Genomic DNA, 17,330 nt, shown 5'->3' on the forward strand with positions numbered 1-17,330 from the left:
GACGGCAAATCCCGCGTCCGTGGGCGTTGGGGCGCGCGCCCGGACACCTCCACCCCGTCATCCTGACGAAAGTCAGGATCCAGGGCCAGGTAGGACGACGCTCGCAACTCTGGATCCTGACTTTCGTCAGGATGACGGAAGAAGGGGGGGCGGATACCGTAAGGCGCGGGCGGCGGAAGCGCCGTGCGGGCGACGGGCGACACCCCTGCCAACCTTCGGCCCTCCCGCCAGGCTGTCACCCGCCACCGATACCGCCTAAGGCGCGGTGATGGACGTTCGCCCCATCCTGTTCTTCGATTCCGGCGTCGGCGGCTTGTCGATCGTCGGCCCCGCGCGCGCTGCCTTGCCGGACGCGCCGTTCGTCTATGCCGCCGACTCGGCCGGCTTTCCCTATGGCACCAAGAGCGAGGCGGAGATCGCCGCGCGCGTGCCGGTGCTGCTCGGGCGGCTGGCGGAGCGCTACCGGCCGCGGCTGATCGTGATCGCGTGCAACACCGCGTCGACGATCGCGCTGCCGGTGGTGCGCGCGGCGCTTGATCTGCCGGTGGTCGGAACGGTCCCAGCGATCAAGCCCGCCGCCGCGCTCTCGGTGACGCGGACGATCGGCGTGCTGGGGACCGAGGCGACCGTGCGCCAGGCCTATGTCGACGATCTTGCGGCGCGGTTCGCGGCCGACTGCACCGTCCTGCGCCACGGCTCGGCGGCGCTGGTCGAGATGGCGGAGGCCAAGCTCCACGGCCGCGCGGTCGCGCCCGATCGCTATGCCGCCGTCCTCGACGGCCTGTTCTCGCAAGTGGGCGGCGAGGCGATCGACGTGATCGTCAACGCCTGCACGCATTTTCCGCTGGTCGCCCCCGAGCTGGCCGCCGCGGCCGGGACGCGGGACATCCGCTTCGTCGATGGCGGCCCCGGCATCGCGCGCCGGATCGTCCACCTGATGCAGGGTCAGTCCTGGGCCGGCGCCGGCGAAGGGGTCGCGGTCTTCACGCGACTCGGCCCCGACGAACAGGCGCTCGCCCCCGCGCTCGCCCGGCACGGGTTCACCCGGATGGAGCAGCTCTGACGCAAGGCTTGGGACAATATGCCCGCTTGCGTCATGCGCGCAGCATGGCAATGTTCTACAAGGACGAGGAAAGCGATCACCGTAACAACGGTATTGCGCTGGATTAGACGGAAAGCGAGGCGTAGTGCCCCAGGTCATGATTACGGATGTCTCCACGACGGCCGACGGCATTGCGGGCCCACGAGTCGATTATTCGCGCGTCTTCACGCAGGCGATCGACCGCCTCCATGCCGAGGGCCGCTACCGCGTCTTCATCGATATCCTGCGCAACAAGGGCGCGTTTCCGAACGCACGCTGTTTTGCCGGGCATAACGGCCCCAAGCCGATCACCGTCTGGTGCTCGAACGATTATCTCGCCATGGGTCAGCACCCCAAGGTGATCGCGGCGATGGAAGAGGCGCTGCACGATGTCGGTGCGGGCTCGGGCGGCACGCGCAACATCGGCGGCAACACGCATTACCATGTCGACCTCGAGGGCGAACTCGCCGACCTGCACGGCAAGGAAGCGGCGTTGCTGTTCACCAGCGGCTATGTCTCGAACGAGGCGACGCTGGCGACGCTCGCCAAGGTCCTGCCGGGCTGCATCATCTTTTCGGACGAGCTGAACCACGCGTCGATGATCGCGGGCATCCGCAATTCAGGCTGCGAGAAGCGCGTGTTCCGGCACAACGACCTCGCGCATCTCGAGGAGCTGCTCGCCGCCGAGGATCCGAGCGCACCGAAGCTGATCGCGTTCGAGAGCGTCTATTCGATGGAAGGCGACATCGCGCCGATCTCGGCGATCTGCGATCTCGCCGATCGCTACAATGCGCTGACCTATTGCGACGAAGTCCATGCGGTCGGGATGTACGGCGCGCGCGGCGGCGGCATTTCCGAACGTGATCAGGTCGCGCACCGGATCACGATCCTCGAGGGGACGCTCGGCAAGGCGTTCGGCGTGATGGGGGGCTATATCGCGGCCGATCGCACGATCGTCGACGTGATCCGCAGCTATGCGCCGGGGTTCATCTTCACGACCTCGCTGTCGCCGGTGCTCGTCGCGGGCGTGCTCGCCAGCGTGCGGCACCTCAAGGCGTCGAGCGTCGAGCGCGACGGACAGCAGGCGTCGGCCGCGATGCTGAAGGCGATGCTGAAGGATGCCGGGCTGCCGGTGATGATCGGCGACACGCATATCGTGCCCTTGATGGTCGGCGATCCGGTCAAGGCGAAGAAGATTAGCGACGTGCTGCTCGCCGAATACGGCGTGTACGTCCAGCCGATCAACTATCCGACCGTGCCGCGCGGTACCGAGCGGCTGCGCTTCACGCCCGGCCCCGCGCATACCGAGGCGATGATGCGCGAACTGACCGACGCGCTGGTCGAGATCTGGAGCCGTCTGGACCTGCGCAAGGCCGCCTGAGCCGGACCAGCCTATAGTGCCGCCGCCCCGAGGGTCAGGACACCGAGCCCCAGCGACAGCGGCACGCGCAGCGCCATCCACCCCGGTGGCGCTATCCCCGCGCGGACCAGCGCGCGGTCGACGAGCAGCGCGCCGATCAGGCTGATCCCGAGCACCACCAGCGACGGCCCCGGCCAGCGCAGCCCGACCATCCACGGCCAGGCGGTCACCAGCGCGATCAGCGACGGCGCGACGCTCGCGAACCACAGCCAGCGCGGCGCGCCCTCGGTGCGCGCGGCCAGCCCCCACCACAGCCCGCCGAGGAAGCTGAGGATCAGCGCGGCATAGGCATAGGCGACCGCCAGCGCGGAAAACCGGCTCGCAGGGTCGTTGCCGAGCAGCAGCGCGACCGCGCCGATCTGCGGCAACAGCCCCGACAGCCCGAGCAGCCGCGCGATCGGCGGAATGCCACCGGAGGGCGCAGGCGCGGGCGCCATCAGACGCGCGCGACCACGCCGGTCGCGACGACCGGACCGGTCGGCAGCCCGGTCGGCGAGCCGCCCAGCGGTTCGATCGAGATCGCCAGCGTCGCGCCCGGCGCGATCCGGCCGCGATCCGCGCCCTGTGGCGCCAGCACCGTCGGCCGCGCGGCAAGCAGCCCGAGCGAATGCGGCACGCCGTCGCCGCCGATCACCCAGAGCTGCGCGACGCGCGCATCGGGCACGCCCGGCCCGGCCGCGACGCGCAGCGCCCCGGTCGCGGGGTCGTACACCGCAGCAACGGGCGACTTGGCGTCGCCCAGCATCGCGACCAGCACGCTGCTTGGCCGCGCCGCCGGGATCGGCTGCGACACCGGTGGCGCCGACCGCGGCTCGACCGCGATGAACAGCAGCAGGCAGGCGGCGACCGCGCTGCTCGCCGCCGCCAGCCACGGCCAGGGCGACCGCGCCCCGCTGCGGAGCGTGGTCACGCCGTCGGCCGCACGACCCGATTGCCGGGTGAGGGCGTCGAGACTCGTCTCGACCCGCGCCGCGAGCTGCGGTGGCGCGTCATGCTCGGGCCACAGGTCGAACAGCGCCGCGAACTGCGTGCGCCACCATTCGACATCGGCGGCGAAACCGGGTTCGGCGAGCAGGCGGCGCACCGCCGCGGCCCGCTCGTCGCCCTCGAGCAGGCCCAGGGCGAATTCGCCCGCAAGCGGATCACGATCAGCCACCGAGGCAATCCTTCAATCGGGCCAGCCCGCGCCGCACCCAGCTCTTCATCGTCCCGAGCGGCACCGCGCGACGCAGCGCGAGCTCGGCATAGGTCACGCCATCGAAGAACGCGGTCCGGATCACGTCGCGCTGCTGCTGCTCCAGACCCTCGAGGCAGGCGTGCAACCGGCGCGTTGCCTCGTCGTCGAGCAGCAAGGCCTCGGCGCTCGGCTGCGGGTCGGCAATGTCCGGCGCATCGTCGATCGGCGAGGCGCGGCGCACGCCCTGTGCGCGCTGCCAGTCGATCGCACGGTTGCGCGCGATCGTCGCGAGCCAGGTGATCGGGCTCGCACGACCGGGTTCCCAGCCGCCGGCGCGCTTCCAGATCGTGAGATAGACGTCGTGCAGCACATCCTCCGCGGCTTGAGCATTGCCACAGATACGCAGGGTGATCCCGAAAAGCTTCGCCTGGGTCAGCGCATAGAGCTCACGAAAGGCGTCACGGTCTTCCTCGCCGGTCCGGATCAGGACACTCGAGAGATGGGCGCGGGCGGCATCCGCCTGGGGCTTGGACAGGGTCACGCGGCCGACACTAGCGCGTTGATCCGCGGCGACAATAGCCTTCGCCCGTCTTGACCGTCAGGCAGTCGGTCTTGCCGGCCAGATATTTCAGACCCGTCGCGTCGCCGTTCGTCGGCCGCAGGATCTCGCGCACGCCGTCGCGCGTGAAGACGATCGTGTCGCCGACCGCGCGCGCGTCGAACACTCCCTTGTGGTCGAGATCCCACTGCATCGCGAGCCGGAACTGGCCCGGTCCGCCCGCCGGCGTCACGTCGAGGACCATGCCCTCGACGCCGATCCACCGCCCGGACAGGTCGCGCGTCGGCTCTGCGACGACCTTTTCGGGGCGCGTCGTCTCGGTCGCCCCTGCCGACGTCATGCTCGCGTCACCGCGCGTCTCGGGTGCCGGCCCGGAACAGGCGGCGAGGACGAGGGCGGCGGTTAGGGCGAGAGCTTTCATGGGGATCTCTTTGCAGGCGGCAGGGCGGTCATTGCAATCCTCCCCCTGGCGGCGGGGGATCGTCAGGCTCTATGCGCCGCCTTCGCGAACAGGTGTGGCAAATCCCGGCTCGGCTCGGTAAAGGGCTGGGCACCCGATCCCGATCACAGGAATACGCCAGGTGCGCATCGCCATCGCGTCCGACCACGCCGCCGTTTCGTTGAAAGCGGTGCTGACCGCGTGGCTGCGCGAGGCCGGGCACGACGTGCTCGATCTCGGCCCCGAGAGTACCGCGAGCGTCGATTATCCCGATTACGGCTATGCGCTCGCCGCCGCGATCGAGGACGGTCGCGCCGAGCGCGGCATCGCGCTGTGCGGCTCGGGCATCGGCATCTCGATCGCTGCCAACCGCAATCCCGCCTGCCGCTGCGCGCTCGTCTCCGAGCCGCTGTCGGCGAGCCTCGCGCGGATCCACAACGACGCCAATGCCATCGCGATGGGCGCCCGCCTGATCGGCGAGGAAATGGCAAAGGCGTGTGTCGAAGCCTTCCTGTCCGCCGATTTCGCCGGCGGCCGTCATCAACACCGTGTCGACAAGCTCTCCGCAGTCGACCGGACTTCCGCAAAGGTCCCCGCATGAGCACCCAGCCCAACACGCTCCATGACGTCCAGCCGGACGGCTTCTTCACCCGCGGCCTCGCCGATGCCGATGCCGCCGTCTTCGCCGGCGTCGAGGCGGAGCTCGAGCGCGAGCAGACCCAGATCGAGCTGATCGCATCCGAGAACATCGTCTCGAAGGCGGTGCTCGAGGCGCAGGGCTCGGTCTTCACCAACAAATATGCCGAAGGCTATCCCGGCAAGCGCTATTACCAGGGCTGCGCGCCGTCGGACACGGTCGAGACGCTCGCGATCGAGCGCGCCAAGCAGATCTTCGGCTGCGGCTTCGTCAACGTCCAGCCGCATTCGGGCGCGCAGGCGAACGGCGCGGTGATGCTCGCTTTGGTCAAGCCCGGCGACACGATCCTCGGCATGAGCCTCGATGCCGGCGGCCATCTGACGCACGGCGCCAAGCCCGCCCAGTCGGGCAAGTGGTTCAACGCGATCCAGTACGGCGTCGACGCGACAACGCACTTGATCGATTACGACCAGGTCGAGGCGCTGGCGGTCGAGCATCAGCCGAAGCTGATCATCGCGGGCGGCTCGGCCTATCCGCGCGTCATCGACTTCGCCCGCTTCCGCGCGATCGCGGACAAGGTCGGCGCCTATTTCATGGTCGACATGGCGCATTTCGCCGGGATCGTCGCGGCGGGGCTTCACCCGACACCGTTCGGTCACGCGCATGTCGTGACCACGACCACGCACAAGACGCTGCGCGGTCCGCGCGGCGGCATGATCATGACCAACGACGAGGCCATCGCGAAGAAGATCAACTCGGCGGTGTTCCCGGGGCTCCAGGGCGGGCCGCTGATGCACGTGATCGCAGCCAAGGCGGTCGCGTTCGGCGAGGCGCTCCAGCCCGACTTCAAGAGCTATATCGCCGCCGTCGTCGAGAATGCGAAGGTGCTGGCGGCGACGCTCAAGGAGCGCGGCTCGGACGTCGTCTCGGGCGGCACCGACACGCATCTCGCGCTGATCGACCTCACCCCGCTCGGCATCACCGGCCGCGATGCGGACGAGGCGCTCGAGCGCGCGGGGATCACCTGCAACAAGAACGGCATCCCCAACGATCCGCTCCCGCCGATGAAGACCAGCGGCATCCGCGTCGGCACCCCTGCCGGCACGACGCGCGGCTTCGGTCCGGCCGAATTCCGCGAGATCGGCAACATGGTCGCCGATGTGCTGGACGGGCTCGCGAAAAAGGGCGAGCATGGGGACCCGCAGGTCGAGGCGGACGTTCGGGCACGTGTTCGCACGCTGTGCGCGCGCTTCCCCATCTATCAAGGATAACGAGCATGTCGAAGATCGACGAAATCCAGAACGACATCAAGGCGACCCCGGGCCTCGGCAAGAGCATGGCCAAGTGGAGCGCGCTCGGCGCGGTCGTCGCGATTCCGGTGCCGGTGATCGGCCCGATCTTCGGCGCGCTCGCGGGCGCGGGCTATGCCTATTACAAGGGCAAGAAGAAGGTCTGAATGCGCTGCCCCTTTTGCGGACATGAAGACAGCCAGGTCAAGGACAGCCGCCCCACCGAAGACGGGGCGGCAATCCGGCGCCGGCGCCAATGCGAAGGCTGCGCCGCGCGTTTCACGACGTTCGAGCGCATCCAGCTGCGCGAACTGTTCGTGCTGAAGAGCGAGGGGCGCAGGGAGCCGTTCGACCGCGAGAAGCTGCTCCGCTCGCTCTCGATCGCCACGCGCAAACGCGCGATCGAGCCGGGACGGATCGACAAGCTCGTCAGCGGCATCCAGCGCCGGCTCGAGACGCTGGGCGAGAACGACGTCACGTCGAAGCGGATCGGCGAGATGGTGATGGACGGGCTCAAGGGGCTCGATTCGGTCGCGTATATCCGGTTTGCCAGCGTGTACCGGGACTTCAGCGAGGCGAAGGACTTCGAGGCGTTTGCCGGGAGTGTCGAGGAGGTCGGGCGGGCGGAGTGATCCCGGCCTGTCCCTCGTCACGCGCTCTCGACAAGCTCGATCACTACTCGGGACGAACGGCTGCATTGCGGCACGACTCCCCGCAATCTCCCCCACCCCCGTTCGTCCCGAGTAGACGTCGAGCTTGTCGAGACGGCGTATCGAGGGATAAGCCCCGCGGATGACATTTTGGGCCTATGTGGTGCGCTGCGCCGACGACAGTTATTACACCGGACACACCGACGACCTCGAGCGAAGGATCGGTCAACACAACCTTGGCGAGATCGAGGGCTACACACAGACGCGCCGCCCCGTGACGCTGATGTGGAGCCAGGAGTTCCCCTCGCGACAGGAGGCACTCGCGGCCGAGTTCCAGATCAAGGACTGGTCGCGCAATAAGAAGGAGGCGCTGTTCCGCGACGACTGGGCAGCGGTGTCGGCCGCGGCGCGCAAGCCGGAGCGCTCCGAATCTGTCCCTCGATACGAGGTCTCGACAGGCTCGACCTCTACTCGGGACGAACGGGATGGGGGAGCCGCAACCCCACCCCCCGTCATAATCCTCGTCCGCCCCCAACTCGGCGAAAACATCGGCAAGGCCGCGCGCGCGATGCTGAACTTCGGCCTCGTCGAGATGCGCCTCGTCTCCCCGCGCGACGGCTGGCCCAACCCCTCTGCCGGTCCCGCCGCGAGCGGCGCCGACATAGTCCTGCAAAACGCCAAGGTCTATGACAGCGTCGCCGCCGCCACCGCCGACTGCGCACAGGTCTTCGCGACAACGGTCCGCAAACGCGGCGTCACCAAGCCCGTCATGACCCCCGAACAAGCCGCGACCGAGATCCACGCCGCCCCCGGCCGCTCCGCGATCCTGTTCGGACCCGAGCGCTCGGGCCTCGAAACCGATGACGTCGCGGTCGCGCGGACGATCATCACGGTGCCGATCAACCCCGAATTCGGCTCGCTCAACCTCGCCCAGGCGGTGATCCTGGTCGCCTATGAATGGTCCAAGGGGCTGACCGCGGAGCGCGAGCTCAGCCAGCCCTCGATCAACCCGATCATGCCGCCCGCGCCGCAGGAGGAGCTCGACGGAATGATCGGCCAGCTCGACACGATGCTGATGGGCGCAGGCTTCTTCTATCCGCCCGACAAGATCCAGACGACCCGGCGGACACTGCGCACGCTGCTGACCAAGCCCGGCTGGTCGAGCCAGGAAATCCGGACGATGCGCGGCGTGCTGTCGTCGCTGGCGGGGAAGAAGCCGCGGGGGTAATCGGCGGCGATAGGTTCGTTCTGGCCCGTTCTCCTACCCCCCCCCGTTCGCCCTGAGCGAAGTCGAAGGGTGTGCCCCAAGCGAAGGTGCTTCGACTTCGCTCAGCACGAACGGGATGGGGAGGGGAGGGGGCGGTTGCATTGCCCTCGGCCCCGTCGCGTCCCCCTACCCCCGTTCGCCCTGAGCGAAGTCGAAGGGCATGCCCCAAGCGAAGGTGCTTCGACTTCGCTCAGCACGAACGGGGCAGGGGGGCGTACGTGGGGAGCCTCAACGCCGGTCGAACGCCGCCAGCTCATACGCGATCGACGCCTCGACCAGCCCCTCCCACAGATCCGCGATCGCCGCGTCGGGCAACCCCAGCCGCGCGGCCTCGGCCCGCGCATTCTCGATCACCTGAGTCTTGCGCGCCTCGTCGCGCACATGCCCCCGCTCGGGCTTGATGCGCGCGGCGGCGTCCATATAGGCAAAGCGTCTGGCCAGCAGCGCGACGAGCTCGCGGTCGAGCGCGTCGACGCCCGCGCGGACCTCGGTCATGGTGGTACAGTCGGGGCCGGATAGGATGGTCATGCCGCCTCTTGCCGAGCGGCCCGCACGCTGTCCAGCTTGACTCTGGCAGGCGCGGCGTCTAGGCGCCCGCCTTCGCAATGGCCCTGCACCCCGGTGAAGCGGTGGCCCTGCCTTGTCCGGACCCTTGGGTCCTATGACGACCAGCAGAGCGATACCGGGACCAACGTTGTTTGCATTTGCAAAGGTTATACTATGTCGAAGCGTCAGAGCGCAAAGTACAAACTCGATCGCCGTATGGGCGAGAACATCTGGGGTCGCCCCAAGTCGCCGGTCAACAAGCGTGAATACGGCCCCGGCCAGCACGGCCAGCGCCGCAAGGGCAAGGTCAGCGACTTCGGCATCCAGCTGCGCGCCAAGCAGAAGCTCAAGGGCTATTACGGCGACGTGACCGAGAAGCAGTTCCGCGCCTGCTATTTCGAAGCCGCACGCATGAAGGGCGATACCAGCCAGAACCTGATCGGCCTGCTCGAGCAGCGTCTCGACATGATCGTCTACCGCGCCAAGTTCGCGCCGACGATCTTCGCGGCCCGCCAGATCGTTTCGCACGGCCACATCCGCGTCAACGGCGTGAAGTGCAACGTCGCATCGCGTCGCTGCTTCGTCGGTGACGAGATCACGCTGGGCACCAAGGCGCAGGAGATGGCGCTGGTGATGGAAGCACAGACCCTCGCCGAGCGCGAGATCCCCGACTATGTCGCCACCGACGGCGCCGCCAAGGTCACCTTCACGCGCGTGCCGACGCTCGACGAAGTGCCCTACCCGGTGAAGATGGAACCGAACCTGGTCGTCGAGTTCTATTCGCGCTAAGTCGAGCAACGCGAGACCGGCCGGCGTCGCGCAGGCGACGTCCGACGACGTGGCCCCGCCACGGCGCGGTTCGAAAAAGGAAAAGGGCGGTCCTCCGGGGCCGCCCTTTTTCGTTGCGCTACATCCCCATCGCGTTGCGGAGAAATGCATCCGCCTTGGCAAGCATCAGGGTACGCGCACCATCGTCGTCCAGCTGGTGATCGAGACCGGGGAATTCGACGAGCTCGACCTTGCCGCCCGCCCCCTTCAGCCTCGATGCCATCAGCCGCGATTCGTCGATGCCGACATTTCGGTCGCGGTCGCCGTGGAACATCAGGACGGGCGCGGTGATCCGGTCGGCATGGCGCGCGGGCGATCCCGCCTGGACGTGCAGACCGCGACCGATAAAGGCGTCGACCACCGTGTAACTGGTAAACCCGCGCGCTTCCTCGCGAAATGCATCGAGATCGGTCACCGGCGCGACCGCGACGATTGCCTTGAACAGCCCGGGTTCGGTGACCGCCGATTGGAGCGCGGCATAGCCGCCATAGGACCAGCCGACGATCGCCAGCGTGGCGGGCGCGGCAATTCCCTGGGCGACCAGCCAGCGGCCGGCATCGTCGACATCGCCGATCGCGGTGCGCCACGACTGGAAGCCGTTTTTCTGGAACCAGGCCGAGCCATAGCCGGTCGAGCCGCGGAAATTGGGCTGAAGCACGGCAAAGCCGCGCGCGGCGAAGAATTGCGGGAGCCAGTCGAACCCCCATTCGTCGCGCGCACCCGGCCCGCCATGCGGCATCACGATCGCGGGCAACCCCTTGCCGCTGCTGCCGGCGGGAAGCGTCAGATAGCCCGGGATCATTGTCCCGTCGGCCGCGCGAAAGCTGATCGGCTTGACGCTGCCGAGCGGGATGCCGGCGAGCTGCGCGCGCGCCGGCATCACCTCGCCCATTTTCCGGGTCTTGCGGTCGAGCAGGTAATAGCGGCCGGGATCGACGTCGCTGCCCGCGAACAGCAGCAGCGTGTTCTCATCCGCACTGGCATCGATGAACGTCACGATCGGCTTCCCCGGCAGCGCCGCGTTGAGCGACGCCGCCAGCGCGCGCAGCGCAGGGTCGAAGAACGCCACCTCGCGCCGATCGGTCGCATAGGTGGCGCCGACCACGCGGCTCTGCCGGCCGATGCGGATCAGGCCGTCGACATCGACATCGGGGTGGGCCAGCACGAGCTCGCGCGTGAGCGTGCCGTCCAGCGCAACCTTGAACAGCGCCTGGCGGCCATCCTTGTCGTCAAAGCCATAGGCGATGTTGAGCGCCGGATCGACGGCATAGGGATTGAACCCGGTACCGTTCTGACCGCCCTCCAGCCGGCTCAGCGGCAACCAGGCGCGATCGCCGGGCTTCCGGTACAGATAGTCGGTCCGCCCGGTTTCGTAGCCGGCGTTGCTTCGGCTGCGCAGCCCCATGATCCGCACCATGCCGCGACCGTCGCTGATATACTCGTCCGCCGTCCCGCGCGGCGCCTCGATCGTCCGCCGTGCGAGCGTGACGCTGTCGATTCGTTCGACTCCCAGGCCCTCGCCGCTGCTCGCGGTCTGCATCCCGGTCGTCATCTCGGGCACGAAGCTGCGCGTCATCAGCACCGCGCCGGCGACGCCGTCGGCGGTCCAGTCGATCACGCTGCCGCCGTCCTGCATCATGCCGAGCGAACGGTCGTTGGTGCGGGCGCTGAGCATCTTCATCGCGCTGCCGTCGCGATTGATCGCGACCGTCCGGCTGAAGCCGATCAGCCCGAAACTGCTCTTCGACGCGGTCCGGATCTGGCAGATCACGCGGATGTCGGTGGCCCATCGACAGGAGGTCAGCGTTTCGGGATCCCCCGCCGCGGACAGGATCGGCTGTGCCACCTCGCCCGTGGTCATGTTCGCGATCCGCAGCGCGGCACCGTGCCCGCGAACGGGTACGATCATCGCGACATGCGTCCCGTCGGGCGACAGGCTCATCTGCTGGACCGCCTCGCGCGCGCCGAACGCTGCCGCCATCGGCCCGGCCGGGTCCGCGGCGCCCGCCGTCGTCGAAATCCCCACGCACAGCGCCATGCCCACGCGCACGCGCATCATTGATCGCAACCGCATTCTTATCCCCCGCACCAAGCCCCGCTGCGCACCCTACAACGCCGCGGACGACGCCAGCCGTGCATTTTCGTCCAATTTGCACCAGACCGGGGGCGGGGACCGAGGCGACCACCGCGGGGGTGGCGCATGCCTTGCGCGGCGGGGGGCACGCTGCCAGAACGCGCGGCACTTACTCGGGAGATCCCTATGCGCGCTGCCCTTCTGCCCTTGCTCCTTCTCGGCACCGCCGCCTCGGCGCAGACCGCGCCCGCGATCTCGGTCGAAACGCTCAAGACCGTCACCCAGACATTGTCGTCCGACGCCTATGAAGGCCGCGCGCCGACCACGCCGGGCGAAGCGAAGACCGTCGCCTATCTCGTCGCGCAGATGAAGGCCGCGGGGCTGAAACCCGGCAACAAGGGCAGCTGGACGCAGGACGTGCCGATGGTCGAGATCACCGCCAAGGACGTCCGGCCGTTCGTCTTCACCGGCGGCACCGCTCCCGTCAGCCTCGCCTATCGCACCGACATGGTCGCCGGCACCTACCGCGTCGCGCCGACCGCGACCGTGACGAACAGCGACGTCGTGTTCGTCGGCTACGGGATCACCGCGCCCGAAAAGGGCTGGGACGATTATGCGGGCGTCGACGTGAAGGGGAAGACCGTCGTCATCCTCATCAACGACGCCGACTGGCAGACGATGGGCCGCGAAGGGCCGTTCGAGGGCCGCGCGATGACCTGGTATGGCCGCTGGCCGTACAAGTTCGAGAATGCGGCGAAGCACGGCGCGGCGGCGGCGATCATCGTCCACGACACCGAACCCGCAGCCTATCCCTGGGCGGTGGTGCAGTCGTCCTGGACCGGGCCGCAGCTCGAGCTCGACGAGACGGGCGATCATCTCGACCAGTCGCAGGTGATCGGCTGGATGCAGAAGCCTGCCGCCGAACGCGTCTTTGCGAGTGCGGGCAAGGACTATGCGGCGCTCGCCGCGGCGGCCAAGGTGAAGGGCTTCAAGGCGGTACCGCTCGGCCTCAAGCTGTCGACGGGCTTTGCCAACACGATCCGGCGCCAGGCGTCGAAGAACGTCATCGGCGTGCTGCCGGGCACGACCGCACCGGACGATTACGTGCTGTATTCGGGGCATTGGGATCATCTCGGCCGCTGCGATGCGGTGGGTGGCGACGACATCTGCAACGGCGCGGCGGACAATGCGACGGGCACCGCGGGGCTGATCGCGCTCGCACAGGCGCATGTGAAGGCCGGCCCGGCGAAGCGCTCGATCGCGTTCCTCGCGGTGACCGCGGAGGAATCGGGGCTGCTCGGCTCGCGCTATTATGCCGAACATCCCGTCTATCCGCTCGCGCGGACGGTCGGCGGCGTGAACATGGACGTGCTGAACGTCGACGGCCGCGTGAAGGACTTCGTGCTGACGGGGGCGGGCAAGTCGGAGATCGAGGATCTGGTCAAGCCGTTCGTCGCCGCGCAGAGCCGCGTGATTGGCGTCGAGGCGAACCCCGAACGCGGCGGCTATTACCGCTCGGACCATTTCAGCTTCGCCAAGCTCGGCGTGCCGATGCTCGACGGCGGCAGCGGCGAGGATCTGGTGGTCGGCGGCACCGCGGCGGGCCATGCCGCGCGCGAGGACTATGTCGCGAACCGCTATCACAAGCCCGCGGACGAATATGACGCCAAATGGGACTGGTCGGGTGCAGTCGAGGATCTGACGATCTATTACGGGCTCGGCCGCAAGCTCGCCGACGACACCGCGCTGTGGCCGAACTGGTACAAGACCGCCGAATTCCGCAACATCCGCGACAAAGATCGCGCAGGAGCCAAGTAAGTGACGACACTCCCCCCGCCCGCCGAATGGGCCTATCACAAGGCCGTGTGGATCGGCTTTCCGAGCCATGCCGATCTGTGGCTCGACGATCTCGAACCCGCGCGCGACGAGGTCGTCGCGTTTGCGTCCGCAGTCCATGCCGACGGCCGCGGCGAGACGGTGATCCTGGTCGCCGCGGACGAGGGCTCGGCGCGGACCGCACGCCGGCTCGCGCCGTTCGCCGAGGTCGTGGTCGAGCCGTTCGGCGACATCTGGCTGCGCGACACCGCGCCGATCATCGTCGGCGACGGCACCGCGCACCAATTCGTGTTCAACGGCTGGGGCGGCAAATACGACCTGCCCGGCGACGACACGATCGGCCGCCGTCTGGCCGAGGGCCGCGGCAAGACGCTCGCGGCGTTCGACTGGGTGCTCGAAGGCGGCGCGGTCGATGGCGACGGCACCGGCGTGGTCGTCACGACCGAGCAGTGCCTGCTCAACCGCAACCGCAACCCCGACCTCGACAAGGCGGGGATCGAGGCGCGCCTGAAGTCCGATCTCGGCTTCAGCCAGGTGGTGTGGCTCGGCGACGGCCTCGTCAACGATCATACCGACGGACATGTCGACAATCTCGCGCGCTTCGTCGGCGAGGGCCGCGTCGCGATTCCCGAGGCAGCCGAGAACGACCCCAACTGGCAGGTCTATCAGCTGGCGAAGCGCGCTGCGGAGCGCGCCGGCCTGACGGTGGTCGGCATCCCGTCGCCCGGCCGCGTGCTGCGCGACGAGGAAATCGTCCCGGCCAGCTACATGAACTTCTACATCGGCAATGCCGCCGTCGTCGTGCCGCTCTACGGCGCGGAGAATGACGATGCCGCGGTCGCGGCGATCCAGGCGATCTTCCCCGACCGTCAGGTCGTCGGGCAGCGTGCGGATCATATCCTGACCGGCGGCGGCAGCTTCCACTGCATCAGCCAGCAAATCCCCGGCTGATGCTCGCCTTCGCGGTCCGCGCGGTCCTGTCCGGGATCATCGTCGCGCTGATCGCGGTCATCGCCCGGCGGAGTCCGGCGGCAGGGGCGCTGGTCGCGTCGCTGCCGCTGCTGTCGGTGCTCGGCATGATCTGGCTGTGGCACGACACCGGCGACCGCGTCCGGCTGGCGGTGCATGCCGAGGCGACCTTCTGGTACGTGCTGCCGTCGCTGCCGATGTTCCTGCTGATCCCGGTGCTGTTGCGGCACGGTGTCGGCTTCTGGGTTTCGCTCGCTGCCGGTTGCGTCCTGACGATCCTTCTCTATCTCGCGGTCGTCGCAATCGCGGCGCGCTTCGGCGTGACGCTATAGGAATTCGCATGACCGAGATCACCGTCGCCGCGCTCCAGCTCGGTTTCACCGCCGATATCGACAAGAACATCGCCAATGTCTCGCGGCTGGTCCGCGAGGCCGCGGCGCGTGGCGCGCAGGTGATCCTGCCGCCCGAATTGTTCGAGGGCGAATATTTCTGCCGCGTCGAGGACGAGGGCCTGTTCGCCAACGCCGCCCCCGTCGGCGAGCACAAGGCGGTGCTCGCGATGCAGGCGCTCGCCGAGGCGCTCAAGGTCACGATCCCGACCAGCTTCTTCGAAGCCGATGGCCCGCATCACTATAACAGCCTCGCGATGATCGGCCCCGATGGCGAGGTGCAGGGCGTCTATCGCAAGAGCCACATCCCCGACGGCCCGGGCTATGAGGAAAAATTCTATTTCCGCCCCGGCAATACCGGCTTCAAGGTCTGGCCGCACACTTCAGCGCAGGGCCGTTCGACGCTCGGCGTCGGTGTCTGCTGGGACCAATGGTATCCCGAGACCGCGCGCGCGATGATGCTGATGGGCGCCGAGGTCCTGTTCTACCCGACCGCGATCGGCAGCGAGCCGCACGACACCAGCCTCGACACCGCGCGGCTGTGGCGGCGTGCGATGGTCGGTCATGCGGTCAGCAACGTCGTCCCGATCGTCGCCGCCAACCGCGTCGGCGTCGAGCATGGCCAGACCTTCTACGGCACCAGCTTCATCGCTGACGAGCGCGGCGATATCCTCGCCGAACTCGGCCGTGACGACGAGGGCGTGATCACCGCAACGATCGACCTCGACATCGTCAAGCGCCACCGCGCCGCCTTCGGCTTCTTCCGCGACCGGCGACCTGATCTTTACGGACGGCTCGTCGCGGACGTCTGACGCAGCTTATGCTGCGGCGATGCTGCGCCGCAACTCCAGCGCCCGTGCGAAGACCTCCTCGAACATCTCTGGGGTCAGGACGCGGGTGTTCTGGTTGTAGCGTGAGCAGTGATAGCTATCGATCAGGATGCGGCCGTCGGGCATGACATGCTCGGCGAGATGGCCGAACTTCGCCTTGGGCAGGCGCCCGCCGAGCAGCTTGACGCTGGTCTGGTGCGCGATCTGGCCGAGTGCGATGAAGATCCGCGCCTTGGGCAGCTCGGCAAGCTGCGATTCGACGAACGGCCGGCAGGTGCGGATTTCCTCCGGGGTCGGCTTGTTCTGTGGCGGCAGGCACTTGACCGCGTTGATGATGATCGCGCCGTTGAGTTTCAGCCCGTCATCGGGTTTCGCCGCGAAGACGCCGTCTGCCAGCCCGAACTTGCCGAGCGTGTCGTAGAGCAGCTGCCCCGCGAAATCCCCGGTGAACGGGCGGCCGGTGCGGTTGGCGCCGTGCTTGCCGGGCGCGAGGCCGATGATGCCGAGCCACGCGTCGGGATCGCCGAACGCGGGGACGGGTGCGTTCCACCAGGTCGGGAATTCGGCGCGCAGTTCGTTGCGGAAGGCGACGAGGCGCGGGCAATTGGGACAGTCGTGCGGCGGCTCGGTTTCGGGCAGCGGGGAGGGTGCGAAGTTCATCGCGGTGCGTTAGGCGGGTCGGATGGAGCGGACAACCTATGCGATCGCGCTCGGATCGAATCGGCGCGGGATCCACGGCGCGCCGGCTGCGACGATCCGCGCCGCGCTGGCCGCGGTCGGCGGCGTCGTCGCCGTGTCGCCGATCATCGCGAGCGCGCCGCTCGGGCCGTCGATCCGCCGCTATGCCAATGCGGTCGCGCTGATCGAGACGCGCGACTCGCCGCCCGTGCTGCTCGCGCGGCTGAAGCGAATCGAGGCCGCGTTCGGGCGGCGGCGCGGGCGTCGCTGGGGATCGCGGGTGATCGATCTCGACATCATCCTGTGGTCGGGGGGCGCGTGGAGGGGGCGGGGGCTGAACGTGCCGCACGTCGCCTACCGGGACCGCGGCTTCGTGCTGGCACCGCTCGCACGCATCGCGCCGCGCTGGCGCGACCCGCTGACCGGGCAAAGCGTCCGCCATCTCGCGCACAAGGTTGACCGACCGCGGCTGCGCCCCTAGTGGCTCGCAGCCGATGTCGGGTCCGTAGCTCAGTTGGTAGAGCAAGCGACTTTTAATCGAGAGGTCCCGGGTTCGAGCCCCGGCGGACCCACCATCGGCACCTCCTCCTCTCGCAAGCCCCCGATTCGCCCCCCGATCCGCACTGCTTGATCGGCCGCGCCGGCGCGCGCATCGTCGCGC

The 17,330-nt window shown here is 68.3% G+C and carries 20 protein-coding genes and 1 tRNA gene; 14 read left to right on the top strand and 7 right to left on the bottom strand.

What is annotated here, in order from left to right:
• The first annotated feature begins 268 nt into the window (after positions 1-268).
• A complete protein-coding gene (murI, locus tag FHY04_RS08230) occupies positions 269-1,063 on the top strand; it encodes a glutamate racemase (RefSeq protein WP_183936076.1) in 795 nt (264 codons plus the stop codon).
• A 136-nt stretch (positions 1,064-1,199) separates the two neighbouring features.
• On the top strand, positions 1,200-2,462 hold the full coding sequence (gene hemA, locus FHY04_RS08235) for a 5-aminolevulinate synthase (RefSeq protein WP_042466797.1): 1,263 nt from the start codon (positions 1,200-1,202) through the stop codon (positions 2,460-2,462).
• Between the two features lie 11 nt (positions 2,463-2,473).
• Here hemA and FHY04_RS08240 read toward each other — a convergent pair whose 3' ends face one another.
• Genes FHY04_RS08240 through FHY04_RS08255 form a run of 4 tightly spaced genes read right to left on the bottom strand, consistent with a single transcriptional unit; the run spans position 2,474 to position 4,658 of the window.
• Positions 2,474-2,938 carry a DUF3429 domain-containing protein gene (locus tag FHY04_RS08240; RefSeq protein WP_183936077.1) on the bottom strand — a complete coding sequence of 155 codons (465 nt, stop codon included), beginning with the start codon at positions 2,936-2,938 and terminating at the stop codon, positions 2,474-2,476.
• Entirely contained in the window at positions 2,938-3,657 is a 720-nt protein-coding gene (locus FHY04_RS08245; protein WP_311724173.1) for an anti-sigma factor domain-containing protein, read from the bottom strand. The genes FHY04_RS08240 and FHY04_RS08245 overlap by 1 nt, the downstream gene beginning before the upstream one ends.
• The gene (locus FHY04_RS08250) at positions 3,650-4,219 is read right to left on the bottom strand and encodes a sigma-70 family RNA polymerase sigma factor (RefSeq protein WP_031441039.1); all 570 of its coding nucleotides are present in this window, start codon (positions 4,217-4,219) and stop codon (positions 3,650-3,652) included. Before FHY04_RS08250 ends, FHY04_RS08245 begins: the two co-directional genes overlap by 8 nt.
• Positions 4,220-4,229: 10 nt before the next feature.
• Positions 4,230-4,658 (bottom strand): hypothetical protein, encoded by a 429-nt coding sequence (locus FHY04_RS08255; RefSeq protein WP_183936078.1) that lies wholly within the window; start codon positions 4,656-4,658, stop codon positions 4,230-4,232.
• Between the two features lie 160 nt (positions 4,659-4,818).
• Between FHY04_RS08255 and rpiB the strand changes: the two genes are divergently transcribed.
• The 5 genes from rpiB to FHY04_RS08280 all read left to right on the top strand — a co-directional run bounded on the left by rpiB (position 4,819) and on the right by FHY04_RS08280 (position 8,480).
• Positions 4,819-5,277, top strand: coding sequence for a ribose 5-phosphate isomerase B (gene rpiB, locus FHY04_RS08260; RefSeq protein ID WP_183936079.1), 459 nt, complete (start codon positions 4,819-4,821; stop codon positions 5,275-5,277).
• Positions 5,274-6,584, top strand: a complete 1,311-nt coding sequence (locus tag FHY04_RS08265; protein WP_031441042.1) for a serine hydroxymethyltransferase — start codon at positions 5,274-5,276, stop codon at positions 6,582-6,584. The genes rpiB and FHY04_RS08265 overlap by 4 nt, the downstream gene beginning before the upstream one ends.
• Before the next feature lie 5 nt (positions 6,585-6,589).
• On the top strand, positions 6,590-6,769 hold the full coding sequence (locus tag FHY04_RS08270; protein ID WP_055882487.1) for a hypothetical protein: 180 nt from the start codon (positions 6,590-6,592) through the stop codon (positions 6,767-6,769).
• Positions 6,770-7,234, top strand: coding sequence for a transcriptional regulator NrdR (gene nrdR / locus FHY04_RS08275; RefSeq protein WP_031394945.1), 465 nt, complete (start codon positions 6,770-6,772; stop codon positions 7,232-7,234). It begins immediately after the preceding gene.
• Positions 7,235-7,394: 160 nt separating this feature from the next.
• Positions 7,395-8,480 (top strand): TrmH family RNA methyltransferase, encoded by a 1,086-nt coding sequence (locus FHY04_RS08280; RefSeq protein ID WP_183936080.1) that lies wholly within the window; start codon positions 7,395-7,397, stop codon positions 8,478-8,480.
• A 267-nt stretch (positions 8,481-8,747) separates the two neighbouring features.
• Here FHY04_RS08280 and FHY04_RS08285 read toward each other — a convergent pair whose 3' ends face one another.
• On the bottom strand, positions 8,748-9,047 hold the full coding sequence (locus FHY04_RS08285) for a chorismate mutase (RefSeq protein WP_031394943.1): 300 nt from the start codon (positions 9,045-9,047) through the stop codon (positions 8,748-8,750).
• Between the two features lie 192 nt (positions 9,048-9,239).
• On the opposite strand from FHY04_RS08285, the gene rpsD reads away from it, so the two are divergent.
• Positions 9,240-9,854, top strand: a complete 615-nt coding sequence (gene rpsD, locus FHY04_RS08290) for a 30S ribosomal protein S4 (protein WP_031394942.1) — start codon at positions 9,240-9,242, stop codon at positions 9,852-9,854.
• Positions 9,855-9,972: 118 nt separating this feature from the next.
• Here the strand turns inward: rpsD and FHY04_RS08295 are convergent, their stop codons facing one another.
• Positions 9,973-11,949: a S9 family peptidase gene (locus FHY04_RS08295; protein ID WP_183936081.1), complete on the bottom strand. Its 1,977-nt coding sequence runs from the start codon at positions 11,947-11,949 to the stop codon at positions 9,973-9,975.
• 204 nt (positions 11,950-12,153) lie between these two features.
• On the opposite strand from FHY04_RS08295, the gene FHY04_RS08300 reads away from it, so the two are divergent.
• Genes FHY04_RS08300 through aguB form a run of 4 tightly spaced genes read left to right on the top strand, consistent with a single transcriptional unit; the run spans position 12,154 to position 15,973 of the window.
• Entirely contained in the window at positions 12,154-13,785 is a 1,632-nt protein-coding gene (locus FHY04_RS08300) for a M28 family peptidase (protein WP_183936082.1), read from the top strand.
• The gene (locus FHY04_RS08305; protein WP_183936083.1) at positions 13,786-14,754 is read left to right on the top strand and encodes an agmatine deiminase family protein; all 969 of its coding nucleotides are present in this window, start codon (positions 13,786-13,788) and stop codon (positions 14,752-14,754) included.
• Complete coding sequence (locus FHY04_RS08310) at positions 14,754-15,104, top strand: DUF3147 family protein (protein ID WP_183936084.1); 351 nt, start codon at positions 14,754-14,756, stop codon at positions 15,102-15,104. Before FHY04_RS08305 ends, FHY04_RS08310 begins: the two co-directional genes overlap by 1 nt.
• A gap of 8 nt (positions 15,105-15,112) precedes the next feature.
• On the top strand, positions 15,113-15,973 hold the full coding sequence (gene aguB / locus FHY04_RS08315) for an N-carbamoylputrescine amidase (protein WP_183936085.1): 861 nt from the start codon (positions 15,113-15,115) through the stop codon (positions 15,971-15,973).
• A gap of 6 nt (positions 15,974-15,979) precedes the next feature.
• Here the strand turns inward: aguB and FHY04_RS08320 are convergent, their stop codons facing one another.
• A complete protein-coding gene (locus tag FHY04_RS08320) occupies positions 15,980-16,651 on the bottom strand; it encodes a uracil-DNA glycosylase (protein ID WP_183936086.1) in 672 nt (223 codons plus the stop codon).
• A gap of 22 nt (positions 16,652-16,673) precedes the next feature.
• On the opposite strand from FHY04_RS08320, the gene folK reads away from it, so the two are divergent.
• Both folK and FHY04_RS08330 read left to right on the top strand, forming a co-directional pair.
• Entirely contained in the window at positions 16,674-17,150 is a 477-nt protein-coding gene (folK, locus tag FHY04_RS08325; RefSeq protein ID WP_183936087.1) for a 2-amino-4-hydroxy-6-hydroxymethyldihydropteridine diphosphokinase, read from the top strand.
• 18 nt (positions 17,151-17,168) lie between these two features.
• Positions 17,169-17,244: transfer RNA gene (locus tag FHY04_RS08330), tRNA-Lys, on the top strand.
• Positions 17,245-17,330 lie beyond the last annotated feature (86 nt).

The organism is Sphingomonas sp. BK481 (genome assembly GCF_014194875.1).
In the GTDB taxonomy this organism is placed as follows: domain Bacteria; phylum Pseudomonadota; class Alphaproteobacteria; order Sphingomonadales; family Sphingomonadaceae; genus Sphingomonas; species Sphingomonas aerolata.